Origin of the sequence: Hyphomonas chukchiensis, assembly GCF_000682695.1 — a bacterium.
Classification (GTDB): domain Bacteria; phylum Pseudomonadota; class Alphaproteobacteria; order Caulobacterales; family Hyphomonadaceae; genus Hyphomonas; species Hyphomonas chukchiensis.
On the sequence record NZ_AWFG01000019.1, the window covers coordinates 25,452 to 50,568 of the forward strand.

General features: G+C 59.7%; 21 protein-coding genes. 8 read left to right on the plus strand and 13 right to left on the minus strand.

Annotated elements, in window-relative coordinates; genetic code table 11:
• Positions 1 to 24: 24 nt before the first annotated feature.
• The gene (locus HY30_RS07480) at positions 25 to 699 is read left to right on the plus strand and encodes an SOS response-associated peptidase (RefSeq protein WP_034738653.1); all 675 of its coding nucleotides are present in this window, start codon (positions 25 to 27) and stop codon (positions 697 to 699) included.
• A 58-nt stretch (positions 700 to 757) separates the two neighbouring features.
• On the opposite strand, the gene HY30_RS07485 is transcribed toward HY30_RS07480, so the two are convergent.
• The 3 genes from HY30_RS07485 to HY30_RS19150 form a co-directional block, all read right to left on the minus strand.
• The gene (locus HY30_RS07485; RefSeq protein ID WP_034738656.1) at positions 758 to 3,013 is read right to left on the minus strand and encodes a TonB-dependent receptor; all 2,256 of its coding nucleotides are present in this window, start codon (positions 3,011 to 3,013) and stop codon (positions 758 to 760) included.
• Positions 3,014 to 3,231: 218 nt separating this feature from the next.
• Positions 3,232 to 4,797: a hypothetical protein gene (locus HY30_RS07490; RefSeq protein ID WP_034738659.1), complete on the minus strand. Its 1,566-nt coding sequence runs from the start codon at positions 4,795 to 4,797 to the stop codon at positions 3,232 to 3,234.
• 148 nt (positions 4,798 to 4,945) lie between these two features.
• Positions 4,946 to 6,151, minus strand: coding sequence for a TlpA family protein disulfide reductase (locus tag HY30_RS19150; RefSeq protein WP_051615065.1), 1,206 nt, complete (start codon positions 6,149 to 6,151; stop codon positions 4,946 to 4,948).
• A gap of 351 nt (positions 6,152 to 6,502) precedes the next feature.
• On the opposite strand from HY30_RS19150, the gene HY30_RS07500 reads away from it, so the two are divergent.
• Positions 6,503 to 8,833 carry a TonB-dependent receptor gene (locus HY30_RS07500; RefSeq protein ID WP_034738661.1) on the plus strand — a complete coding sequence of 777 codons (2,331 nt, stop codon included), beginning with the start codon at positions 6,503 to 6,505 and terminating at the stop codon, positions 8,831 to 8,833.
• 60 nt (positions 8,834 to 8,893) lie between these two features.
• Here HY30_RS07500 and HY30_RS19155 read toward each other — a convergent pair whose 3' ends face one another.
• The 8 genes from HY30_RS19155 to HY30_RS07540 all read right to left on the minus strand — a co-directional run bounded on the left by HY30_RS19155 (position 8,894) and on the right by HY30_RS07540 (position 18,238).
• Positions 8,894 to 10,072 carry an OprO/OprP family phosphate-selective porin gene (locus HY30_RS19155; protein ID WP_051615067.1) on the minus strand — a complete coding sequence of 393 codons (1,179 nt, stop codon included), beginning with the start codon at positions 10,070 to 10,072 and terminating at the stop codon, positions 8,894 to 8,896.
• 195 nt (positions 10,073 to 10,267) lie between these two features.
• The gene (locus HY30_RS07510) at positions 10,268 to 11,476 is read right to left on the minus strand and encodes an acetyl-CoA C-acyltransferase (protein ID WP_034738663.1); all 1,209 of its coding nucleotides are present in this window, start codon (positions 11,474 to 11,476) and stop codon (positions 10,268 to 10,270) included.
• A 101-nt stretch (positions 11,477 to 11,577) separates the two neighbouring features.
• Positions 11,578 to 13,170 carry a phosphoenolpyruvate carboxykinase gene (locus tag HY30_RS07515; protein WP_034738667.1) on the minus strand — a complete coding sequence of 531 codons (1,593 nt, stop codon included), beginning with the start codon at positions 13,168 to 13,170 and terminating at the stop codon, positions 11,578 to 11,580.
• A 197-nt stretch (positions 13,171 to 13,367) separates the two neighbouring features.
• Entirely contained in the window at positions 13,368 to 15,005 is a 1,638-nt protein-coding gene (locus tag HY30_RS07520; RefSeq protein ID WP_034738670.1) for a ShlB/FhaC/HecB family hemolysin secretion/activation protein, read from the minus strand.
• A gap of 42 nt (positions 15,006 to 15,047) precedes the next feature.
• Positions 15,048 to 16,058 carry a hypothetical protein gene (locus HY30_RS19160; protein WP_051615068.1) on the minus strand — a complete coding sequence of 337 codons (1,011 nt, stop codon included), beginning with the start codon at positions 16,056 to 16,058 and terminating at the stop codon, positions 15,048 to 15,050.
• A 203-nt stretch (positions 16,059 to 16,261) separates the two neighbouring features.
• The gene (locus tag HY30_RS07530; protein WP_034738673.1) at positions 16,262 to 16,855 is read right to left on the minus strand and encodes a YdcF family protein; all 594 of its coding nucleotides are present in this window, start codon (positions 16,853 to 16,855) and stop codon (positions 16,262 to 16,264) included.
• Between the two features lie 85 nt (positions 16,856 to 16,940).
• The gene (locus HY30_RS07535; RefSeq protein WP_034738675.1) at positions 16,941 to 17,336 is read right to left on the minus strand and encodes an NUDIX domain-containing protein; all 396 of its coding nucleotides are present in this window, start codon (positions 17,334 to 17,336) and stop codon (positions 16,941 to 16,943) included.
• Complete coding sequence (locus HY30_RS07540; protein WP_034738677.1) at positions 17,336 to 18,238, minus strand: haloalkane dehalogenase; 903 nt, start codon at positions 18,236 to 18,238, stop codon at positions 17,336 to 17,338. The genes HY30_RS07535 and HY30_RS07540 overlap by 1 nt, the downstream gene beginning before the upstream one ends.
• A 175-nt stretch (positions 18,239 to 18,413) precedes the next feature.
• Between HY30_RS07540 and HY30_RS07545 the strand changes: the two genes are divergently transcribed.
• Positions 18,414 to 18,800, plus strand: a complete 387-nt coding sequence (locus tag HY30_RS07545) for a DUF302 domain-containing protein (protein WP_034738679.1) — start codon at positions 18,414 to 18,416, stop codon at positions 18,798 to 18,800.
• Between the two features lie 19 nt (positions 18,801 to 18,819).
• Positions 18,820 to 19,215, plus strand: coding sequence for a VOC family protein (locus tag HY30_RS07550; RefSeq protein ID WP_034738684.1), 396 nt, complete (start codon positions 18,820 to 18,822; stop codon positions 19,213 to 19,215).
• Positions 19,216 to 19,284: 69 nt separating this feature from the next.
• Here the strand turns inward: HY30_RS07550 and HY30_RS07555 are convergent, their stop codons facing one another.
• Entirely contained in the window at positions 19,285 to 19,581 is a 297-nt protein-coding gene (locus HY30_RS07555) for a DUF8200 family protein (RefSeq protein ID WP_051615069.1), read from the minus strand.
• Positions 19,582 to 19,827: 246 nt separating this feature from the next.
• On the opposite strand from HY30_RS07555, the gene HY30_RS07560 reads away from it, so the two are divergent.
• The 3 genes from HY30_RS07560 (at position 19,828) to HY30_RS07570 (ending at position 23,389) form a co-directional block, all read left to right on the plus strand.
• Entirely contained in the window at positions 19,828 to 21,168 is a 1,341-nt protein-coding gene (locus HY30_RS07560; RefSeq protein ID WP_034738687.1) for an acyl-CoA dehydrogenase family protein, read from the plus strand.
• Between the two features lie 52 nt (positions 21,169 to 21,220).
• Positions 21,221 to 21,682, plus strand: a complete 462-nt coding sequence (locus tag HY30_RS07565) for a DUF3592 domain-containing protein (RefSeq protein WP_034738690.1) — start codon at positions 21,221 to 21,223, stop codon at positions 21,680 to 21,682.
• Between the two features lie 99 nt (positions 21,683 to 21,781).
• Complete coding sequence (locus HY30_RS07570; protein WP_034738692.1) at positions 21,782 to 23,389, plus strand: DUF4332 domain-containing protein; 1,608 nt, start codon at positions 21,782 to 21,784, stop codon at positions 23,387 to 23,389.
• Here HY30_RS07570 and HY30_RS07575 read toward each other — a convergent pair whose 3' ends face one another.
• Entirely contained in the window at positions 23,390 to 24,370 is a 981-nt protein-coding gene (locus HY30_RS07575; RefSeq protein ID WP_034738694.1) for a Gfo/Idh/MocA family protein, read from the minus strand. It abuts the gene before it with no gap.
• 205 nt (positions 24,371 to 24,575) lie between these two features.
• On the opposite strand from HY30_RS07575, the gene HY30_RS07580 reads away from it, so the two are divergent.
• The gene (locus HY30_RS07580) at positions 24,576 to 24,998 is read left to right on the plus strand and encodes a hypothetical protein (RefSeq protein WP_162176908.1); all 423 of its coding nucleotides are present in this window, start codon (positions 24,576 to 24,578) and stop codon (positions 24,996 to 24,998) included.
• The last annotated feature ends 119 nt before the right edge of the window (positions 24,999 to 25,117 follow it).

Sequence of the window (25,117 nt, forward strand, 5' to 3'; positions counted from 1 at the left end):
GTTACCGGAAGGGGAGAGGCCATCATGTGCGGACGCTATTTCAGGCATGACGTGACCTGGGCCGAATATCATGCGGCACTGAGCATTATCCCCTACGAGGATGTTGAGCCGCCTGAGGCAACCTACAATGCCGCGCCGACCACGATCCAGCCGATCGTGCGGCGGGCCGAGCATGGTACGCACCGGGAACTGGCGCCGGCGCGCTGGGGGCTGGTGCCGTCCTGGTGGACCAAGCCACTGTCGGAAATGAAGTTCACGACGTTTAATGCGCAGGCGGAAACGGCGGCGGAAAAGCCGGTGTTTCGCGGCGCGTATCGCCACCATCGCTGCCTCGTGCCCGTGTCCGGCTTTTATGAATGGACGGGCGCCAAAGGGGCGAAGACGCCGTTCGCGATCAGCCTGTGCAACAGGCGATGGTTCTGCATGGCGGGCCTGTGGGACTCGGCGCTGATCGACGGGTCGGAGATCCACAGCTTCACGATCCTGACGACCAAACCAAATGACCTGATGGCGGGGCTGCACACACGCATGCCGGTGATCGTGGCGCCGGAGGATTATTCCCTTTGGCTCGACCCTGAAGCGGGAGACCCCTCGCGCCTGTTTGAACCCTATCCCACTGACGCCATGCAGGCCTGGCCGGTCGGGCCGGAGGTGGGCAATGTGCGCAACAATTATCCGGGCCTGATTGCGGAGGCCTGAACGAAAAAGCCGGGCGCACATGAGTGGCCCGGCTTTCCTATTTGGCTTTTAAGGGCGCCTAGAAGTCCCAGCGGAGCTGGACGCCATAGGTGCGCGGCTCGTTGACGAAACCGGTCAGGTTGTTGAAGTCGATGGCGCCTTCAAGCGCCTCCTCGTCCGTGATGTTGCGCACGAAGGCGGAGACGTCGTAACCGGCATCCGACTTGTAGCCGAGTTTCAGGCCGCCTTCCCAATAGCCGTCCTGGCCGAACTCTGCGCTCTCATAGAGGAAGAAGTTCGTGTCGCCCTTGTAGGCCCAGTCGGTGTAGCCATAGAGCTCACCGGTCGCGAGCGGGATGGCATAGCGTGCCGTTGCGTTGGCGATCCATTCCGGCGCATTCGGGAAGGAATTGCCGGAGATATTGTAGCCGAGGAGCGTGACGCCGTCATCGGCATAGACGGCCGGGTCAAGCATGGTGCAGCCGCCACCACAGCCGGGTGCCAGCAAGACATCGTCCTTGAACTCGGTCTTGTTGTAGGAAAGGCCCGCCGTGAGGAAGAGGTTTTCGATCGGCGCGGCTTCCACGTCGGCTTCGAAACCGTAACCTTCGCTCTTGTCGGCATTGAAGAGGGCAACCGTATTGTTCAGGCCACCGACGATTGTCAGCTGCTGGTCGTTGAACTCGAAGAAGAAGACATCAGCATTGAGGCGGACGCGATTGTCGAACAGTTCCGACTTGATGCCAGTCTCGTAGGAAAGAACGGTTTCGGTATTAGCGCTGGAGACGTCATTCGCGAAGACAAGGCGGCCTTGCGTCGATGGCCCGCGGAAGCCCTTGGCGACGCGTGCATAGAGGTTCAGGTCGTCCGTTGCCTGATAGGTGGCCGAGACGTCCCAGCTGACCTGATCGGCAGAGACCGAGCCAGCCACGGGACCAAACGTGCCGGAGCCGAAGGGGCCAAGCGTGCGTTCGACAACGAAGTCCTTGGATTCATCGGTCCAGCGCGCGCCGCCCGACAGGGTGAACTTGTCGGTGACGTCATAGGCGAGCGAGGCGAAGATACCGGTGCTGTCGGTCTGGTTCTCGCGGGTTGCGATGCCGTTGACCGGGCGGCCGGGCGAGAGCGTGTCGAAGCTTTTCGACGTGATGGCCACTTTTTCGTCGAAGACGAAAACGCCGGCCTGCGCGCGCAGCGGGCCGCCATCGTCAAAGGCGAAGCGAAGCTCGTTGGTCGTCTGGTGCAGGGCGTCAACGGCGCCGGAGCTTTCCGAGGCGAACGGAATGAAGCCGGGGCCATAATTGCCTGCCCCGAGGAAGGCTGCGCCGAAGCCGCCGTCAATGTCGCCACGGCTTTCAATGGTCGCCTGTTCGTTGCCGAAGACATAGGTGACCTTGATGGCGTCGGTGAGGCCTTTTTCAAGCTTCAGCGTGACGCCATGGCTGTCCTGCGTCAGGAAGTTGTCGCCATCGAAATAGACAGTGTCGCGGTCAAAGTTCGAACCAACGCCATTGGAACCGACATCAATGATATTGGCGCGGAAGAGGCGCGCGTCGCCATCATTGGAGCGGCCATGCACGTTGAGCAGGGCGGAGAAATCCGTGCCCCTCGGCGTGAACAGGATCTGGGCGCGGCCAGCGAGTTCCTTGAAGCCTTCGTAGCGGTCTTTCTCGCCGGTATAGGCGTTGTCCACATACGGATCACGTTCCTGGTAGAGGCCGGAGAGGCGCACCGCCAGCTCGTCGGTAAAGACGGGCAGGTTCACGGCGCCTTCAAGCTCGCGCGTGTTGTAATTGCCATAGGAGACGCGCCCATAGCCTTCCAGTTCACTGGTCGGTTTGGCGGAGTCGAACTTGATGATGCCGCCGGGCGTGTTGCGTCCGAACAGCGTACCCTGAGGGCCACGCAGGACTTCGATACTGTCGAGGTCGAAGACCGGGAAGCCCTTCAGGATGGGGCTTTCATAGGGCACGTCGTCATAGACGAGGGAGACCGGCTGGGAGGCATTCAGATCGAAGTCCGTGTTGCCGATGCCGCGGATATAGAAGCGCGGGAAGGCGCGGCCGAACGAGCTTTCGGCGATGACGCTGGGCACGCGGGCTGAAAGGAAGCGCACATCGGCGCCGGAGGATTTGAGGACGTCGAGCTTTTCGTCGGCGATCGTGGTGATCGAGATCGGCACGTCCTGGATGTTTTCCTCAACCTTCTGGGCCGTCACGGTTACGGACGGCAGGCGGGCTTCGGTATCTGTTTCCTGAGCGATGGCTGGCAGGCTGATCGCGATCAAGAGGCTCGAGCCGAGAAGGAGCGAGCGAAGGGCAGGTCTGTATGTCATGGAAAGGCATCCTGATTGGCATGGAAGACAGCCCGTCTTGGCGCGGGATCTTATGCCTCGGCATGTCTCACGTTTTGTCCGTTCCGAGAATGATATGTGTCGCGGTTTTGATGGTTTTGTGTCCATCGGTCACGGCGTGTTGCTGCGCCGCAACATGAAGGCGGCTCTGCTACAACGAGAGGTAAGTTTTTCTGGTGCGCCAGGATCAGTGGTGGCGGTCAGTTCCAGGGATTGAAGCGCGTCGGCGGCTTCGGTGGGGGAGGTGCTTCTTCCGGTTCCGGCTCCGATGTGCCTGGCTCGACCGTTTCGGCGGGCACTTCGAAGGCCGCTTCCTCGGGCCGGGACGGCTCGGATGGCTCCGGCGGGGTGTCGGCCTGATCGCTGAATGTGAAGGGCGCGGATTCGGCGTCCGTTAAGGGGTCGGTATAGGCGGGTGTATCTGGTCCGGCGTTGAATTCCGACAGGTCTATGTCATCGGGCAGGTCGACCGTGCCGTCGATGACCATGCGCGGGCTGTCCATGGCGGGCGCGCCGGATGCGGCGGACGGTTCCGGCTGGGCGCTGCCTGCGCGGCCGGCCGCGCCGAGGCCGAAGCCGGACGACATGCCTGAAAGGCTGAAGCGCTGCGGTTCCGGCTGTGCGGCGGGCATTTCTGCGGTCACGGGCGGATCTTCAGGAAGCTCGACCTCTGGGGCGGCTGAGCTGATATCGGCGGCATATTCCACCTCGGGCGCGATGGTCTCATTTGCCTCGGGGGCGGGCTCTGGAGCAGTTTCAGGCTCCGTCGCCACCGGGGTGGATGACGTGTATTGCGAGAGGCCGCCTGTGCCTGAGCCGAAATAGCCGCTGCCGAAGGGGGACGCCATAGTCGCCGTTGGCGTAGGCACCGGTTCTGGCTGGGCCTCAGGTTCCGGTTCAGACAGGACCGGTTCAGGCGCTGTTTCGACCACCGGGGCATTGTCATCCTCGGGCCAGAGGGGCGTTTCGGTTTCGTCGAGGGCTGATGCCGGTTCCGGTTCCGTTGCTGTGGCGAAGGCTGGCGTGTATTCGAAGGCGTCCGGCGCGTCTGATGTGACCTCTTCGGGGGTATCCTCGGCGGCTTCGATGTCGCTTTCCGGGTCGCTCGGGGCGATCATCTCGGGTTCGGCTTGCGTTTCCGGTTCGGGCTCGGACGCGATGACCGTTTCTGGCTCAGCCGCTACCGTTTCGGCTTCCTCTTCTGCCTCATATTCAGGTTCAGGCTCAATCTCGGGCGCGGACTCAGCTTCAGGCTCGGCTGACCGCCCGCCGCCATTGACTTCCTCGGCCATGCTGGCGACAGCGCGGGCCATGTCTGTCTGGCCTTCCAGTTCCGGATAGGCCTCGGGGAAGGCATCGGTATCATCGCCCGGATCTTCAACCAGGTCGGCAGGATCCAGTGCCGGTTCAGGCGCTTCCTCAGGCTCTGCGTCAATGCTTTCCAGGCCTTTGAGGACCGTGTTGATGGCTTTCTCGGCGCCGCGTGCGTGACGGTGGGCCTCGCGATAAAGCTCTGCAACAAAAGTGGCATAGGGACGTCCGGCGCCGTCTGTTTCGTCAGCGAATTCCTCAGGTGTGCAGGACTCGATTTCCTTGCCGAGCGCGTCCGTCAGCAATACGGCATGCGGCTCGGGCGTCAGGACAACGCGGTATCCCTCGGTGTCATGGGTGATCGTGCCGTCTTCGCCCTCGGACCAGGCAACGCGCTGCTTGCGCGTCATTTCGTTGAGCTTGTCGATCAGCCGTTTTGTCGAAGGATGCAGCATTATGCGTAGCCTTTCCCGATCTGTCCTGGATCAAGTCTACCCAATAGCGGCTGACAGGCGAACATTCAAACTGTGCTTCCCCGGTTCTGCATGAAATGTGGTTTATTCGGGCAGATTGGGACGCCGGAGTCGGGAAGACAGGCAGGCTTTACTGGGCAGCAGACGGGGCTGGGAGGACGTATTTCATCTCGAGCAGCACCGCTTCTTCCTGATAGTCGGGCGCTGCGTCGCTGAGTTTGCCGTCGAAATCACCACCCGCCCCGAAAGCCCCGATAAAGCGGGGATTTTCCGCGCTGTCAGGGCAGATGAAGAGGGAATCCATGGGGCCGGTTTCTAGTTTACAGACACTGCGGGCCTCAGGGCTGAGGGCTTTCAGCTTCGTCTGACCCACCTTGCTGCCATCAGGCCCGACAATGTTAGGATTGCGGGTGACCACGGCGCCGACATTGCCGAGCGTCCAGTCCGGCTCGACCACATAGACGAGACGGCCGGCCTCTCCGTCCGCCGGGAGGGTCTGGATCAGGAAGACGGGGTAGGTTTGTTCGCCAGCATAGGCCCGGTCGGTGAGGATTTCATGACCCGGGAAGGCGGCTTTCATGGCGTCCAACGTGAAGGGCGTGGTGCCTTTCAAGCCCATCGTGCCCTCTGGGCCGATACTGGCGGGCAGGAGCGTGCCGCCAAATTCGGCTTTGCGGACTTCGGATTTCACACGGGCGACATCTTTCAGGAAGTCTTTCACCGGCTCGCCGCCCGCAACGGACAGGTCCGTCCGGAAGGCGCGGATAATGCCATCTGGTGAAATCAGAAGGTAGCTGGGCGTCCAGCTGATTTTCAGCTTTTCGCGGATGCTCGTGTCCGTATCGAGCACTGTGGGGTAGCTGTAGCCTTTCTCGGCAAAATAGGCCTCGACGGAGCCATACTTGCCATAGAGTTCCTCATCGCTGATGCGGCTGGCATTGGCGGGGACATGGATGGACAGGAAATACAGGTCCGGATCCTGTTCGATGGCGGTCGCCAGTGCGGCGACATAGGGCGCATCGCGCATACAGTCGCCACACCAGATGCCCCAGACATCAATGACCATCCAGCGATTTAGAACAGCGGAATCGAATGTCTGGCCATCGGCCATTTTTGCGGTGAATTCCGGGAATTTTTCGCCGAGCAGGGCATAACCATAGGGCCGATTGTCGGCATCGCGCAGGACTCCGTCACCCTTGGTGTCGGCTGCGGTGGCTGGCGGAGCAACATTTGCCGTAATGAAATTGGTTGCAGCTGGCTCTGGCGCGGCTGCCTTGTCAGGCGAGCAGGCAGCAAGCACAAGCACTGCAGCAGCAAGAATGAGTTGTCGGAACATGGATGGTGCCCTCCGGGTGGGGACAGGTGGGGTCGGCACAGCCAAAGACATGATGGATATGCGCGCCCTTTTGTGATGGCCATTGTAGTCTTGGGCTGTGATCTAGTGTCCTGCGGTAACATCAACAACTGATTGAGATGATGAGTTTTCGTAAACTCTGACCGCCGCAGAGTTGCCCCTGAGTAGCGGTGTATCCGCCGTGGGTGCGGATTAATCGGTCAGGGGCACAAGTGCATCAAAAGCGATCAATCGCTATAAAGTGAGCCCGTCTCACCCTTTTGATGTTCACCGTATCTGCCAACGGATCAATCCTGTTCGCATCCAACGACGGATCAATGCGGGAGAGTATTTATGAGATTAGTCAGTTTGCGACAGAGACGGCGCGTTTCGCTGGCGGCCTGTGTGCTATTGGGCGCCGCCAGCCTGGTCACTTCGGCGAATGCACAAGGGGCCGAGGGCGAAAGCGAAGCGCGCCAAGAGACTGTGGTTGTAGAGGGGCGCCGCGTTTCGACCGCCGACACTGCCATCGGCCTGAACGAAGCGACGAATACGGTTGCTGTGACGCGTGCTGAGCTTCTCTCAGCGCCAGGCGGTATTTCCGGCCTCAAGATGCTTGAATCCCTGCCGGGCTTCAACGTGCAGACCGATGGGGCACTTGGCCTTTATGAATTCGGCAACTCCGTGACGGTGCGTGCCTTTAACCTTCAACAGATCGGCTTTGTTCTGGATGGCGTGCCAATGGGCCGCTCGGACGCTTTCGGCGGCAGCCCGATCTTCCGCTATGTTGACAATGAAAACCTCGGCTCGGTCGTGGCTTCGCCAGGTGCAGGCGACGTTTCGTTGCCGAGCTATGCCTCGCTTGGCCCGATCGTTTCCTACAATACGGTGGATACGTCAGACACGCCGGGGGGCATGCTGTCCTACACGATGGGCGACGACAATCTTGAGCGCAGTTTCATCAAGCTTGAGACCGGCAATATCAATGGCCTGTCCGCCTATGTCAGCCGTTCAAAGACGGACAGCGACCTGTGGCGCGGCCCCGGCACGATCGACCGCGAGCATATCGAGGGCAAGATCAAGTATGAGTTCGACGCCGATACATTCATCAAGTTCGGCTATGTTCATAACGACTTCTTTGACTATGACTCTCCGTCCGCTCCGGAGTCGACGTTCGACAACGACTATTATTATGGCTATGAGGCGGCTATTCCTGAAACCGGCTGTATCAACCCGCTACCGGGCGTCTATGACTATAATGGCGACGGGGTTGCCGACAGTGCCGACTTTACCCCGATCTTCACGGGCGGAACATGTACCAGCTATTATGAAGACCGGGTCAATATCCGCGACGACTCTCTCTACTCCCTGGGTTTCCAGACTGACATTACGCCGAACCTGATATTCAAGGCGACAGCCTATCAGGAAGACAAGGACGGTTTCGGTGTGTCGCCAGACAGCTATTCGAACTCGCTGGGCATCTACAACCGACAGGTCGCAGCAGGTCTCGATGTCGTCCACCCACGCGGTGTGCAATACGGCCTCTCCGGCGTTGGCGGAACGCGCAAGGGCGCCGTTGCTGGCCTCGAATGGCAACTTGCCAGTCACAAGGTTGAAGTCGGCGCCTGGTATGAAGACGAAGATTATAACCGTACCCAGCTGCGTCTCAACAAGACCAATGGCTCCGCCGATGGCGATGTGATCTGGGACGAGGTGGCCTATTATCGCCGCAAGTACACATCGAACCGCAAGACTACGCAGTTCTACCTGAAGGACACCATGAGCCTTCTGGAGGACCGTCTGAATCTCGAGATTGGCGTGAAGACCCTTAGCGTGGACTACACACTAAAAGGCTATCGCGATTACAACGACTACGAAGTCTTTGGGCCACAGAGTGTTGGCGAAAAATATGAGGATAGCTTCCTGCCAATGGTCGGTGCTGTCTATGACATGAACGATACGGATCAGGTCTTTGCATCCTACTCGCAGAACTATGCCCTGCCGCGCGGCGCGGATGACATTTTCTCGATTGCCTCTACTGACGCCTCGACCGAACCACTCCCTTCACCGAAAGGCGAAGAGTCGGAAAACTACGAAATCGGGGTACGGACAAACCGGTCACAATTCTACGGCTCTGCGGCGCTGTTCTACACCACATTCGACAACCGTCTCGTGGCCGGCAGTGTTATCAACCCAGCTACTGAGCAACCGGAGGCGTTCTACATCAACGCCGGGAAGACAGAGTCCTACGGCTTTGAGCTTTCGGGCGTCTTCCAGCCCGCTTTCCTGAACGACAAGGTCTATTTCGACGGCAATTTGACTTATAATCACGCCGAAGATGAATCCGGCTTTGTCCTGGCGGACAGCCCGGAATGGCTGGTTACGGGCGGGGTCACCTATGAGCCGACCGAATGGCTTGTTGCCAATATCTCGGGCAAGTATACCGGCAAGCGCTTTGCCGACTATACAGAAGCGTATGAGATGGATAGCTACGCCGTTCTGAGCGGCTATCTTGACCTTGGCGGTCCGAATGACTTCGGTATTCCGGAAAATGTCAGCCTGCGGTTCAACGTGGACAACCTGCTTGACGAGGAAGTGCCAACTGCGTTTGTGTTCGCCGGTTCTGCTTTCTTCCGTCCGCTCAACCCGCGGACTTTCCAGGCGACCCTGACGGTTCGCTTCTAGGCTGCGCTTTCCAAAACCGGGCAAGGCCCCTGACTGAAAGGTTGGGGGCCTTTGTTTTGTCTAGAAGTCTGCTTGCAGGCGGAGCGTCGCGCCGGTGACGGTGTCGTCGCTGACGCCAGCGCGGACGGCATCTGCGAAAGCAGGGTCAAGGCCGGAGGTCGACGTGCCGAGATTGGCGTCGGACTGGAAGATGCTGAGGCCTACGCGGGTCTTGGAGGTCGGATACCATGAGAGGCCGATAAGGGCGGTGCTCATCGCGCCGCCGTCGACGCCGGCATCTGTCAGGTCCAGCGTGTCATAGGCGACGGATACAGACAGGGCGCCGAGGCCGCGTTCGGTGACGGGATGGTGCACTTTCGGGCGGTCGAACTTGGCATCCTTATAGGTGCGCTCGCCGCCGAAGAAGTACCCTGTCTCAAAGCCGCTGCCGGTAAAGTTGCCCGTGCCGCCTGCGGCGAGGTCTGACCTCACATCCGCATATTCCAGGCTGGCCCAGAATGGCCCGCGAAGCACAGCGGCTTCCAGCCCAATCAGCGTGTCGCTTTCGGCAATGGAGCCGGTCGAGATCATGCGGCCAGGCAGGTGGGCGAACGGGCGCTGGCGATAGCGCAGGTTGGATTGCCTGTCGCCAATCTCGCGATAGCGCACGGAGGCGCCGAGATGCACGAGCATGGCGTCTGTGTGGATGGGCGTGTAGGTGCCGCGCGCGGCCAGGGCGAAGCCTTCTTCGGAGGGCGTGTCATTAAGGTCGCCGCCAAAGGCTCCGGCCATGAAGGTCCAGTCCTTGCCCTTTGTGTGGGCCGCTATGCCGACGCGGCGGTCGAACTCGAAAGCGTCGGTAAATTCGGCACGCTCAGCAAAGGTGGTGAAGCGGCCGGACGTCTGTTCTTCCAGCGAGTTCGGGGTCTTGAACTGGCCAACGCGGATTTTCCAGGACGTGCCTTTCTGTGAGAAGTCTGCATAGGCGTCTGTTGCAATGATTTCGCCGCCTTCGTCGGTTTCAAGCTCAACCTTGAAGTCCATTGCGTCTGTCTTGCCCGAGACCGCGAGGCGGGCGCTGCGCAGTTCGGTGTCGTCGATTTCAAAATCGGCGGTGTCCGCGTCAGCCTGCGTATAATCGTAGAGAAGGCGGCCGGAGAGTTTGAGATTCCATGGTGTCTCGGCCGAGGCGGTGAGGGCTGAAGATAATGCGGCGATAACGAGTGCCGACGTGCCGCAACAGATGTTGAACTTGCCCATTTGACGCCCTTGTCTGGATACTGAGCGTGGGCTGTATGTGAGTTTCGTGACACTTGCATTTCAATTGTGTGACGGATTCGTAAAATAGTCACATTAGATACGCTAAATTGTATCCAGGCGTTGGACACAAAAAAATGCCCCGGTCTGTAATGACCAGGGCATTCTATGGCCGCCGGAGCGGATATTTAAGAGAGCTTAGCTATAGATTTCGAAGAGACCAGCTGCGCCCATGCCGCCGCCGATACACATGGTGACAACGCCCCATTTGGCGCCGCGGCGCTTACCTTCGAGCAGGATGGAGCCGGTGCAGCGTGCGCCGGTCATACCGAACGGGTGGCCGATCGAGATCGAGCCGCCGTTCACGTTGTACTTCTCAGGATCGATGCCGAGGCGGTCGCGGCTGTAGAGGCACTGGGAGGCGAAGGCTTCGTTGAGTTCCCAAAGGTCGATATCGTCAACCGTCAGGCCGTGACGCTCAAGCAGGCGCGGGACAGCGAAGACGGGGCCGATGCCCATTTCGTCCGGGTCGCAACCTGCCACGTTGAAGCCGGCGAAACGGCCGAGCGGTTCGATACCGCGCTTGGCGGCTTCCTTGGCTTCCATGACGACCACGGCAGCGGCGCCATCGGACAGCTGGGAAGCGTTACCGGCGGTGACGTACTTGCCTTCCTTGACGACCATGCCGCCGGAGAAGACAGGCTTCAGGCCCGCAAGCGTCTCATAGGTCGTTCCGGGGCGGTTGCACTCGTCCTTGTCGACGACAACGTCCTGGTAGCTCTCTTCACCGGTTTCCTTGTTGAAGAGCTTCATGCGGGTTTTCAGCGGAGCGATTTCCTCGGCCATGTAGCCTTTTTTCTGGAATTCGGCCGTGCGGCGCTGGCTCTCTGCGGAATACATGTCCTGGGCTTCGCGCGAGACGCCGTAGCGGTCGGCAACGATTTCAGCCGTTTCGATCATGCTCATCCAGATGGCAGGCCAGGTCTTCATCAGCTCTTCTTCGGTGTAGCGGAAGAGGTTCATGTGCCCCGAGCGCGAGACAAGCGAGAGGCTCTCGACGCCGCCACCGACGGTGACCGAAGCGCCTTCATTGATGATCGTGTGCGAGGCATTGGCGATGGCTTGAAGGCCCGACGAACAGAAGCGGTTGATCGTTGCGCCGGATGTTGTGGCCGGGCAGCCGGCCCAGAGGGCTGCGTTGCGGGCGACGTTGTGACCGGTTGCGCCTTCTGGCTGGGCGGAGCCGAGGAACACGTCTTCGACAGCAGCGGCTTCAACGCCAGCGCGCTCCAGCGCATGTTTGATGGCGTGGCCAGCCATCGTGATGCCGTGGGTGTCGTTGAGCGAACCACGGCCAGTTTTGCCCATGCCCGTACGGGCAGTTGAGACGATTACGGCTTCACGCATGGATATTCCTCCGGTTTTGCGGGCTTGTTGCGGCGCACACTAACGGGCTGACGCCACTGGCGCCAGCCTTCCTTTAACGTCAGCGTCAGGAAATCGCAGTGTCAGGCAGGCGTTTTCGCCTTAGGCGCGCTGGCACGGACAGTTTCGTCAACATAAGGTTCGAACTTGGCAAAGTTTGCCACGAACATGTCGGCCAGTTTGGCAGCCTGCTTGTCATAGGCGGCCGTATCGGCCCAAGTTGAGCGCGGATTGAGGATTTTTGAATCCACACCGGGGACAGCCTCGGGCACCATGAAGCCGAACGTGTCATCCTTGCGGAAATTCACATTGTTCAGTGAGCCATCAAGTGCGGCGTTGAGCAGGGCGCGTGTTGCCTTGATGGGCATGCGGTTGCCCTGGCCATAGGGGCCGCCTGTCCAGCCGGTGGAAACCAGCCAGCAGTCGACATCATATTTGCCGATCAGGTCGCGCAGCAGGTTGCCGTATTCGGAAGGGTGGCGCGGCATGAAGGGGCCGCCAAAGCAGGTGGAGAACGTGGCGGTCGGTTCGGTGACGCCTTTCTCCGTGCCGGCCACTTTGGCCGTGTAGCCGGAGAGGAAGTGGTACATGGCCTGGGCTGGTGTCAGCTTGGCGATGGGCGGCATGACGCCAAAAGCATCAGCCGTCAGCATAATGAGGTTTTTCGGCTGACCGCAGCGACCTGATTCTGACGCGTTCGGAATGGCCGAGATCGGATAGGCGCCGCGGGAGTTTTCGGCGAGCGTTGCATCGTCCAGATCAAGCTCGCGCGTTTCGGGATCCATCACGACGTTTTCGAGGACCGTGCCCCACTGCTTTGTCGTGGCAAAGATTTCCGGCTCGGCTTCAGCCGACAGCTTGATCATCTTGGCGTAGCAGCCGCCTTCGAAGTTGAAGAGACCATTCTCGGACCAGCCGTGCTCGTCGTCGCCAATCAGGATGCGCGAGGCATCGGCCGAGAGCGTCGTCTTGCCGGTGCCGGACAGACCGAAGAAAATGGCTGCGTCATCCTTGTCGGACGTGTTGACCGAGCAGTGCATAGGCATGACGCCCTGCGTCGGCAGGTAATAGTTGAGCGCTGTGAACACGGACTTCTTGGTTTCGCCCGCATAGGACGTGCCACCAATAAGAACCATGCGCTTTGCAAAGTTCACGGCGATGACCGTTTCAGACCGCGTGCCGTGACGGGCCGGGTCGGCGCGGAAGGTCGGGCAGTTGATGATCGTGAATTCGGATTTGAAGCTCGCATACTCCGAATCTGTTGGTACGCGGAGCAGGTGGCGGATGAAAAGCGAATGCCAGGCAAGTTCGTTGATAACCGTGACGGGCAGGCGATGGTCAAGATCGGCGCCGCCAAACAGTTCCTGGGCGAAGATGTCCTGACCTGCGAGGTGGGTTTTGAAATCTTCGAGAAGGACATCGAAATGCTCTGGCGTCATGGAGGCGTTATTGTCCCACCAGACGGTCTTTTCGGTCGTGGCGTCACGAACCGTGAACTTGTCCTTGGCCGAGCGACCCGTGTGCTGGCCCGTTTCGACAACGAGTGCCCCGCCACTGGCGACGCGCGCCTCACCATTGGCGAGTGATATTTCGTACAGTCGCGCCTCTTTCCAGTTCTTGCGGAGAGATTTCGGGCGTACGCCCAGCTCGGCGAGAATTGCTACTTGATCGCTCATTATTTCCTCGGACTTTGACTTCGGCTCTATGGCAAAATTGATTGGGCCAGTGTTGGCCCGTACCAAAAATCTGCAACATTCATGCCTGCCCGCGGGAAGATTTGAAACACTTTTAGCGCTAACATAACTGCAAATGGTTCGTTTTGCCCCAAAGCATACCCATGCTTGGGGCAGGTAACCGCTTCCTATGTCTCATTTCAGGGCTGGTACTTGAAGGCCCAACTGACCGTCACGACCGAGTCGTCGTTGAAGCCGGTCACAGGAACATCCCATGGTTCGGCATATTCCACACCAAGGGTGGCGAAGTCTTTATATCCCAGGCGGGCGCCGATTCCTGCCGATCCGAGATTAAAGTCACGGGCTATGGATGGCGTGAGGCTGATGCGGCCTTCGGCATAATCCGCGAAAAGGTAGAGTTCGCTCTTGGCGAGGTTGCCATCAGAGATCGGGCGCCATGCTGGCTCGAAGACGGCTTCATAACCCTTGTCGAAACTGATCACGCCATTGTCGAAGCCGCGTCCATATTCAATGCCGCCATACATAAGGCGCTCGTTGGCAGGCAATATATCGTCAGACCACTGGCCAGATGCACGCAGGCGGAGGAAAAGTTTCTTCAACAATTTCTGGACGACACCGGCGGTCGCGTTAATCTTGTTGAAGCCCGTCTCGGCGCCCATCACTGCGGATTCCGCATTCTCCAGATCCAGTCCTCGCGAATATGTCAGGCTGCCATTGAGGGAGCGGTTTTCCTGGATGAGGCCGGCGCGAATGCCAAACCGTGCGGCGTCGACCCGCTCATTTGCGAAGACAGAGCCGAGGGCGCTGTTGCGGCTCTCGGTGTGATCCACGACGGCGGAGAGCGTGACTTCGCGGTGGAAATCGAGAAGGAGAGGATAGCTCAGGCCTGCCGAGAGGAAGGTTGCGGTGCCATCAATTGGAACCGATGAGGGATGGGAGGCCTGGTAAACCGCTGCGACATCAAGCTTGAGGCCTTCGACGCCAATGGGCGTGGCATACTGTAGGCTGGCCGTCTGCGATTGCTCGCCGTCGGGCGTCGCGGCGAGCCGACCGCGTAGAACGTCGCCTTCGCGCAGGAGACTGTAGCCAAATGCACTGGCACTGAGGCGTCCGGAATCGACAATGCGCGACTCCCGGCTGTCATAGCCGATGGCGAAACTGTTTTTCTTTTCCTCGACATCCAGGAGGAGATTGATGGCGCCCGGCTCCGGCGCCATCTGCAGGCGCGGTGTGACCTTGGTGCCTTCAGCGCGACGGGCAAGGGAGACACCGCGCTCATAGGTGGCGCGCGTTGCGGGTGTCTCTTCGAGAATGGGTTCGAGATAGCCGCGCAGGCGCGGGGCCACGATCTGTTCGCCAGAGCGGAGGGCCACGATGTCGGCAACCCGGCCTTCCGCGATGAAGACGTCGACGACGCCGTCGGACAGATCCTGTTGGGGAATGGCGATCGTAAAGAGTGCGACGTCGGATTTCGAATAGGCGGCCGTCATGGCGGCGGCGAGTTGCTTGAGCGTTTCGGTGTTGGCGGGCTGGCCGAGAAATGCCTCGGTCGCCTTTGCGACGCGGCCGGGCACTTCGGCGCCCTTGAACTGTATGCCGACAATCGGGGTTGTCTCGTTGGCGTCCGACGCGACACTCGTGACAGCATTTTCTATGTCGGGGGCAGTGCGCGGAACGCTAAGGCCCTCTTTGGCGTACCCGGGATCCAGGTGGTCATCGGGCGGCTGGATGGGTTCTCCCGAATGAGCCAGATTTGAAGAAGAGAGAAGCACCGCACCAAGTAGCCATGGTTTTGCAGCTTGCATGCGATGCTTCATGATTGCCTCTTCAGTCTTCAAGGATTGGGAGAGCCGGACTGCCTAGTTCAGTCCGAGGCCACCGAGCAGGCCTGAGACGGCGGAGCCAACAGGCGTGTCGGCAGGATCGGCCGGAGCCAGATCACCCGAGAGGACATCGCCGACAGTACTCGTCAGCGCGTCGCCAACCGTATCCGTCAGGCCTCCATCCAGCGTGCCTGTGAGGTCCGAAGCGCCACCGAGATCGTTCAGGCCTGCTGTGACCGGTCCGAGATCGACACTTGCGAGCCCACCGAGGGACACCCCGGTATCGCTCGAAGTTGCCAGGTCGACATTAAGTAGCGTGTCATTGCTGGCGACGCCGACTTCTGCGAGCGAGCCGCTGGTCTGGTCAGGGGACAGGACGCTCACGCCCAGCACAGACGTGCCGGATGAGTCGCCAAGGGCCGTACCGCCACCGACGCTAGCCGTCAGGATCGGTGCCACGGACGATGTCAGTCCATCGACAAGCGGTGCACCATCTGTACCGAATGACGTAAGAGCCGCGCCCACATTACTGACGGTTTCCGTAACCGGTGAGGTGACTGTCGAAAGTGTGCCGGTCTGGTCAACCTGGTCGATAATATCGTCAAGGCCGCCGCCCAGCGATGCGATCGCGGTGCCGCCGCCAGCCGATGTTTCCGAGACGACCGGAATGGACGCGGACGGGTCACCAAGGTTGGCGAACAGGCCTGTTCCAGCGACACCTTCGGCACCGACAAGCCCGCCTGTTGCGATCATGCCTGTGTCACCAAGTGCAAAGTTGCCGCCTGGCTCGCCAGCCGGACCTTGTGGGCCGACCATGCCTGGCATGCCTTGGGCGCCCATTGCCCCTGTTGCTCCTGTTGCGCCGGTCTCGCCGGTTGCACCGGTTGCACCGGTCGCTCCGTTCTCGCCAGCTTTGCCTGCGGGACCGGCAACGCCTTGCGGACCCGTTTTGCCGATGCTGGCATAACGCGTGCTTCCCGATGAGTTGCATGCGGTGAGCGCCAGGATCGTTCCCAGGGCTGCGACTGTGATTTTCAAGTTGGGCATTGAGTACTCCTCCGTTGTTCCGGATCAACCTCGCGGCGGATATCTTCGATCCATCTCGCAGGCCCGGTAAATCTAATTCTCGGAGAATATTCTTTCAGAAGTTTATTTTGAGTATATTGTATTGAATAGGATAAATTAACGAAATCGGGCGCGGCTTTCCCCAAGGGGAGGATATGCCTCCTAATGCGTTGAATTTATTGGGTCTACAATGCCTGGGTCGCTGTAGGTCCCTGTCCGCGAAGGCGATCGAGAATGCTGTCGCGCCATTTGGCGGGCAAAATATACAGCACCCACGCCGCAGCTTCGTAATGAGCGCGCTTCCAGATATCTATCGGATTGAGGCTCGATTTAGCACACGCGGAGCGTGCAGGCGGGCCACCATGCGCGACTGAGTGGTAGATTGTTTTTGCGCGCATAAGGTGCATGCAATTGGATACAAACACAAGTTGCCGCGCGCCCGTGAGGCCAGGCTGGTCAGCCAGATTCTGCAGGCCTGATATCGTATCGCGGGAGGTGACATCTGCGGAAATGCGCGCGCCATAGCCCGATTTGCGTATCGCACTGAGGGCCATTTCCTGACTGCCGACGATGCCTTCTTGGGGGCGGTGGCCACCGACCATGACCAGTCGGTCGACCTTCCCGGCTTTCAGAAGAGCAATGCCCTTGTCAATCCGGGCGGCGGCTTCTCGGGGCGAGCTCGAATAAAAGACCACGCCTGCGCCGTCAGTAATCTGGCCGGTCTGGTCGACGAAACGCGTCAGCCCGAAAAAGAGCAACGTGGCAAGCAAATCTGCCAACAGGAGACGGATCAGCAGGATTCGCAGTTTTCTCATACCCGAATCTTAGCAGGTTTCGGACCGTGCGCGAGGCTTCAGGTGCGCATCAAAGTGCGTTCACGAGAGCCTTTGTGGGTGTCGTAATGGATGCTGGCAGGGCGTCGAGACTATACCAGCCAAAACCGCCATGCTTCGCAGGCTCCATAAGACGTGGCTCGCCCGCAACGAGGCGTGCGAAGAAGATTGGCGACACCCAGTGGCGCCCATCTCCCGCGTTAATGATTTCGGAAATGCACGCAAGTTTTCCGACCTCAATTTCGATTCCAAGCTCTTCAGCGATCTCCCGGCGCGCCGTCTCTCGCGCGGGCTCGCCAAAATCAATCTTGCCACCGGGCAGTCCCCAGGCGCCAGCTTCCGGTTCGGTCAGCCGCTGGATCAGGAGGAGGCGTCCATTCTCATCAAATATGGCTGCGCCGCAGCCGGCTTCCGGTCGGGCGTCCATCAGAGTTCACCGAAATGCTTCAGCGCGGCCAATGCTATAGGTTCGCCCCATTCCTGAACGAAGTGGCCGCCATCTGCGACGATCATGGGGGGAGGGCATCCCCGTATGGTCTTGCGCAGCTGTTCCATGGTGGCGGTGCCGAGCACCGGGTCTTGCGCGCCGATGGCCATGAAGCTGTCGCCAGACCATTTATTGGTCCACCATTGGGCGGCGCGCCTGGAAATATCGACGCCGTCCATACCTGGCGCCGTCATGACAAGCTCAGGGAAGCGTCGCACCCCGGCCTTGTAGCTGGCATCCGGAAAAGGTGCGCCATAGGCGGCGGCCTCGGCATCGGACAGAATGGGCGTACCGCGTTTCATCAGTGCAGCGACATCCACGTCTGCCTGCGTGCGCATATAGGCTTTCCAATTGTCGAAGCCCTCACTTGGCGACTGGCCTGTCGCAATCGTGGTGTTCATGACGATGAGGCGCTCGAACCGTTGTGGCATGTCCATGGGCAGCGTGAGCCCAAGGAGGCCGCCCCAGTCCTGGCAGACGAGTGTGACGTTCTTCAGGTTAAGGCGTTCTAACAGGGCCAGCATCATCTCGCGGTGAAACGTGAACGTGTAGACATTGTCGTCGACGGGTTTGTCGGAGCGGCCGAAGCCGAGCCAGTCCGGCGCGATCACGCGCGCGCCACTGTCGAGGAACACGGGGATCATCTTGCGATAGAGGTAGGCCCATGAAGGTTCGCCGTGCAGGCAAAGATAAGTACGCACGGCATCCTGCGGACCCTCGTCAACATAATGGACGCGCAGGCCCTCATAGCCAGGGAGATCTTCGATATAATGGGGCGCAAAACCATAGCCGGGCAGGTTCTCGAACCGGTCGTCAGACGTGCGTTTGGCTTCTATCGGCATAGCGCTGCCTCCGTGGTGGGTTTGCCCGTGCACCATGCGTTAGGCATGGGGGGATGCCAACAGGCAGCCCTTCGTAAAACCCCGCATATGGTTGCCTGGGGAATATGTTAGCATGGCATTGCGTCCACACGGATGCGGCTGTGCCGGCAGACCCGGACATATTGCGGAGCGTGCCATGTCGTACACAATCAACCGGGCAATTGCGGGGGCAGACTTCGACGTCGTTGGTCAACGCACGCGTAAAGCGCTTGCCGGCAAAGGGTTCGGCGTTCTTACAGAAATTGACGTCGCTGCCACCATGAAGAAGAAGCTGGGTGTCGACATGATGCCATATCTTATTCTGGGCGCCTGCAATCCGGACATGGCGTATAAGGCAATCAGCATGGAGCCGCGTGTCGGCGCGATGCTGCCATGCAATGTGATCCTGAGACAGGTTGGCGACGATGTCGAAGTCAGCGCGGTTGATCCCGTTGCATCGATGCAGTCAATCGACAATGATGATCTCAAGCACGTGGCGGGAGAGGTCCGCGATCTTCTCGCAGAGGCGATCGCGGCCATATAAATACCTGGAGGGGATTTGAATGGCGAAAGTGATTGGCCTGGGAGGGCTGTTCTTCCTTTGCAAGGATGCTGAGGCGACGCGCGCCTGGTATGCGCGTGTCCTCGGCATAAAGATCGAGGAATTTGGCGGCAGCATGTTCAGCCACGCTGCGGCGGCAAGTGTATTCCCGAGAGGCGCGCAGACCGTGTGGTCGCCGTTCAAGGGCGACAGCGATTATTTCAAACCGTCAGACAGCGACTTCATGATGAACCTGATGGTCGACGACATGCCGGGCATGATTGCCCGGCTCGAGGCGGAGGGTATCGCATTGGAAGGCGAGCCGTTGAATGAGCCCTATGGCCACTTTGTCTGGATCATGGACCCGGACGGGCGCAAGGTGGAGTTGTGGCAACCCGTCGAGCCGCCGGCTGAATAATGCCATAAAAAGCGGCCGCCGCGGTTGTCCCGTGGCGGCCCGAGGAGAGATTGTCGATACTTGGAGAGCTTAGCTCTTGGCCGAGGCCTTGCAGGCTTCGAGTTCTTCAGCCGTCAGTTCGGAATTATCGTTGCGCAGGGCCGTAACGACGCCGACTTCCTTGGCGATTTTCTTGCAGATGCGGACAGAGGCTTTCTTGCGGTCGAGATCGCCGACGCAGGTCGTGCCTTCGCATGTCCAGACCACGCTCTCGGCGATGACATGCTTTTCAGTGACAGGCTGCGCCGTTTCGAAAACGAAGTTTGCGGCGAAAGCGGGAGCGGTGAGCGCCAGTGCGGCGGCGCCGAGAATTGCAGAACGGAGCATGGGAGGCTGCCTTTGTTCGGGGTTATGATGTGTGCGTGCAACACGGTGGATAAAGGGAGACTTCCCTTCCGTTTAATGACTATCAAACGCTGAATAATTCGTCAAGCGTTCAGAAAGTAGAATTTTGCGATATCCCGAGGGAAGCGATTGGAGGGGCAGGTTGCCCCTACGACACAAATTGCTCCTGCCTGTGCGTGGGTTAGAGTGACCTAAAGAACAAGGCCACGCGCCAGGGAGAGATACATAATGGACTTCAGCATTCCGCAGGATATCGCCGACTATCTGGTCGTTCTCGATCAGTTCATCGAAGACAAGATAAAGCCGCTGGAGCAGAAGGACGACAATATCCGTTTCTTCGACCATCGCCGCGAATGGGCCCGGACGGATTTCGAGAATCAGGGCCTGCCTCGCAAGGAATGGGAAGCGCTGCTTGGCGAGGCGAGACGTCTTGCGGACGAGGCGGGACACCTGCGCTACGGCCTGCCGAAGGAATATGGCGGCCAGAACGGGTCGAACCTCGCAATGGCAATCATCCGTGAGCATCTGGCCCGCAAGGGGCTTGGACTGCACAATGACCTGCAGAACGAGCATTCCATCGTCGGCAACATGCCGCAGATCCTGATGCTGCGCGACTTTGCCCGCGAAGACCAGAAACACCTCGCCACAGCGGCCCTTGAAGGCAAGTTCCGCGCGACGTTCGGCCTGACAGAGCCAAACCACGGCTCTGATGCCACGCATATGGAAACCCGCGCCGTCCGTCACAAGAAAGACGGCAAGGATGGCTGGCTGATCAATGGCGAGAAGATGTGGATCACCGGCATGCACCATGCCAGCCACATGATGTGCTTTGCCCGTACCAGCGGCGAGGACGGTGACGCGCGCGGCATTACCTGCCTGCTCGTACCGGCAGATGATCCGGGCATCGAGATCATCGAGTACATGTGGACGTTCAACATGCCGACCGATCACCCGCGCCTTACCATCAAGGATGTGTGGGTGCCCGAAAGCGCGGTGTTCGGCCCGCCGGAAGGCGGCCTCGCGCTGGCCCAGCACTTCGTGCACGAGAACCGTATTCGCCAGGCAGCCAGCTCGGTTGGTGCGGCGATGTTCTGTATCGACAGTTCAATCGATTACGCCAACACGCGCGCACCGTTCGGCAAGAAACTGTCGACCAATCAGGCGATCCAGTTTCCGATTGTGGAACTCATGTCGGAAGCCGAGATGCTGCGTCTGCTGATCTTCAAGACGGCGTGGGAAATGGACCAGATGTCCAAGCCCGAAGTCGCGATCAAGCTCTCGGACAAGGTGTCGATGTGCAACTACCGGGCAAACCGGCTCTGCTGCAACGCGGCCGACCGCGCGATGCAGATCCATGGCGGCATGGGTTATTCGCGCCACACACCGTTCGAGCATATCTATCGCCACCACCGCCGCTATCGCATCACCGAGGGCTCAGAAGAAATCCAGATGCGCAAGGTTGCCGGACACATCTTCGGCTTCATGGGCGCGCAAAAGCACGGCCAGCCCAAGGGCGAAAAAGATGCCAAGGGCAAGAGCACCGAACCGACGGATTTTGCCGTTCGGTAGCACCGTAGTATGATCCCGCGCAGGCTCCAGCTCGCGCGGGAACTTACACACCATGTTCAAACGGCTTAAGCAGACGGCGCTTGTGCTGGCAGTGTTTGTCGGTGCGATGTTAATCGTTGGGGTCCTGGTCGACGCGGTTCTTCCAAGGCACTGGCAGCCCGTGCAGGCCTCTGTCCAGTCGGCAAATATCGCATCCGTCCGGAAGGGTACGCCAGAATGGGCCATTCAGGCGGATGCGCGTTATGAATTCCATGGCCGTGTTTATGAAACGCGGCGTGACGTGTTTGTTTATGCTGACAGGGACGTTGCCCTTGATGCGCTGGACGACTGGCCGCCAGGTCGCGAATTCACGCTTTACGTCAATATGGACGCGCCGGAATCGGTATCGGTTTACCCGGATGGCGGGCGGAGCGGGGCGATCGCGGCTGCCGTCATTCTGACGCCTGCCTTGGTCGTCATGATCGGCTTCATTATCTTTCTTATCCGTTGCAGGCGCGATGCAGTAAGCACTTGAGAGGGTGCTTTCCTGCCCGGAGCACTCTGCGGTTAATCCGGCGGTAACCCTAAAAGGTAAATGGTTCAGTTGATTTTATTAACTGACTGGAGGCATGGCATGTCCCTGCTGGAACGGGTTATCCGGGCGCACCGTTGTACGTCGACACATCACCATATTGCGTTCAATGCGCTGGACCTGATCGAGGGCGACGAGGCCGAGCGCTGGAAGTCGCTGTTCCTTGTGCATCACGAGCACTTGCTGAAAGGTGCCAAGGCGCCGGACACGACCTTCAAGGATTTCCGCAATCACGTCCTGCACATTTCCGAGGGGGAATGGGGCGGGGCGCGTGACAAGGCGACAGAGTGGTATGCCAAAGCCGTCGACTTGCTGGCGCGCAAGAAGTGGAGCGAAGCCGCCTATGCGCTCGGCGTGCTGAGCCACTATTATGCTGACCCGCTGCAGCCCTTCCACACCGGCCAAACCGAGGAAGAAGGCGCCATCCATCGCGCTGTGGAGTGGAGTATTGCCAAGTCTCAGGTCGAGATCGCGTTTAGGATCGATACGCTTGGGTACCCCGAGATAGCGGTGCCGGAGGGCGTGGGCTTTGTGTCAGACATGGTGCGCGCCGGGGCCGAGCGCTCGCACCCGCACTACCACACATTTATCGACCATTATGACCTTGATGTCGGCGTGAAGGATCCGCCGGCTGGCCTCGACGAAACCATGCTGGAAATCGTGGCTGACCTTGTGGCCTATGCGACGGCGGGCATGGCCGTACTCATGTCGCGGGCGATCGCAGAGGCGGCTGTGGCGCCCCCGAAGGTGAACCTCACCATTCAAGGCTATATCGAGACGCTTGATATTCCGCTTCGCGTAATCTCGAAGAAGCTGGCCGATGCGGGTGACCGCCGCCAGGTTGAGCGCATGTATGCCGAATTCCAGAAGACCGGGAAGGTAGTGAAGACCCTGCCGGACGATGACAAGGCTATTCGCAAACTTCACGCGAAACAGGTGTTGCGCGTACCGCTGAAACAGCTCGATGCGCAGGAACTGGCGCCGCTGGGCAGCGCACTGAAGAAGGCGCCTGTCGAGGCACCGAAGGCGGAAGCTCCGACGCCGAAACCAGTTGCCAAGGCTGAGCCCAAGCCCGCCCCGGCGCCTATTGCGAAAGTAGAGCCGAAGCCAGCGCCCCAACCGGAAGCCGTGAAGGAAATACCCAAGCCAGCGCCAAAGCCCCAGCCCGCGCCGGAACCAGTCGCCGAGGCTGCACCTGAACCTGCAGATGTTACGGAGATTGGTGGACGTGGGCGCCTGACGCGTGAGTCGCCTGTCGTGGATGCCCCTTCGATCGGCCGGAAAACGGCCAAGCGGCTGGGCCGTGCCGGCATTACAACGGTCGGCGATCTGATGGACTGCGATCCAGAGGAAACCGCCAGCCTGCTCGCCGTGCAGCATATTGATGCCGATACGCTGATCGACTGGCAGGACCAGACCCGGCTAATGATGGATGTGCCAGGCCTGCGCGTGCATGATGCGCAAATCCTTGTCGGAGCGGGCATCCGGACGGCGGCTGAACTGGCAGCGGCCTCGGCGCGCGATGTATTCCTCGCGTCCATGGACTTCCTGACATCGCCTCAGGGCGAGCGGGTGCTGTGGGAAGATGCCAATTTCGAGGAAGACGAGGTTGAAGGCTGGATTAGCATGGCGCAGGCCAGCGCCGCCTGATCAGAAGCCGCGTGGATTCAGCCCGGCGGCGCGGTAGATTGCGTCGATGGCCGTCATGTTGCCAACGGCATCCTTGCCACCTGTCAGCGGCGCAGTGCGCCCGGCCATTACATCCATCACATGGGCTAGCTGGTGGTCATAGGTAGCCTCTCCGTCGACCGTGAAGGTCTCGGTGTTGCCCTTTATCGTGGTCGCGATGCTGTGGCCGCGATGGGGATGGATGGGGTTGGTGATCTCTAGGTGGCCGTCCGATCCTACGACCCTGATCCAGGCATTGAAGGGCGTGTCAGGCGCCATGCTGGTATGGATTGATGCCGTCTCCCCGCCGGGGAAGGTGACTTCAGCGACCGTTTTCAGGTCAACACCGGGGTGTTCGCACTGCGCTGTGGCGGAAACCACGGTCGGTTCCGCGCCGATCAGGGTGCGCACGGCGTGCAGGGGGTAGCAGCCAAGGTCCATCAACGCGCCGCCGCCCACGGTCAGTGTGTGGCGCAGTTCGCCGGGGCGGTATGGGATAGTGACGTCAAAGGCCGCCTCGATGCGGTGCACGACGCCGAGCTGGCCGCTGCGCACAATATCGAACACCCGCTGGAAGGCTGGGTGGAAGCGATAATGGAAGGCTTCGATGAGGGGCTTGCCGGTGCGGGTCGAGGCCTCGACCATCTGCGCGGCTTCGACTGCATTCATCGCAAAGGGCTTCTCGCACAGCACGGCCTTTCCGGCCTCAAGTGCAGCGATTGTCAGGTCAGCATGGCGATGCGGGGGTAGGGCATTGTAGATAAGGTCGATGTCGTCGCGGGCGAGCAGGTCTTCGTAGGAGTCGGGGACGTGCGGGATGCCATGTTCATCGGCATAGGCCCGCGCGCGATCGGCATCGCGTGCGGCCATGGCGATCACTTCGCAGTCGGTCCGCGCGCTGGCCGGAGCGATGACTGCTTTGGGTGCAATTTTCGCTGCGCCGAGAATGCCGATCCTGATCATGTGAGATGCCTTGTTTTCATGAGACCTTCGCTTGGCCTGTGGACAGGACGTAAACAAAAACGAGCCCGTTGTTTACCCCGTCCTAACAGCGCTTAACGGAGTGTGGCAAATGAGTTGGAATCTGCGGGGCCGTGTAAAGGAAGCGGAAAGCATGTGGGAGGTTAATGGGGGTTCCGGAGCCATTAATCCTAGGAGTGCCACGCTAATGCTGAATGTTCTCATTGCGCACATCGCTACAATCAATGGACTCTCGGAACCTACCGCTACTAAGGCGCTGGGGATTGTATTGAATTCAGCTGAGCGACAGGCTTCTCCCTTCGCACCGGCGATGTTCAAGGCCATCCCCGGCGCTCGTGCGCTCGCCGCTCGCACAGGGTCGGAGTTCGGCGCAGCCACCGGCATTATTGCTCGCCTGATCGAGCAGACGCCCGGCGGCAAGCGCGTTGTCGCGCAGACCATGATCGGATCGCTTCACAAGATCGGGCTGGACCACAAGGCCATTGGCCATCTTCTGCCGTCGATTTCGACATTCATGGAAGAGCATTGCGAGATGACAGGCTTCGGACATCTGGGCGACCTGATCGGCCATGATCTGGATGCCGAACTCAAGGCCGCAAAAGCCGCCTGATCTCTGCAGGATCAATCGATGCTTCCAAACAAGGCCGCCCCAAAAGGGCGGTTTTTTTGATTCCAGCTGATCCGCTTGGCGATCCATCACGTAACAAGAACAGGCTGCGATGACTGATA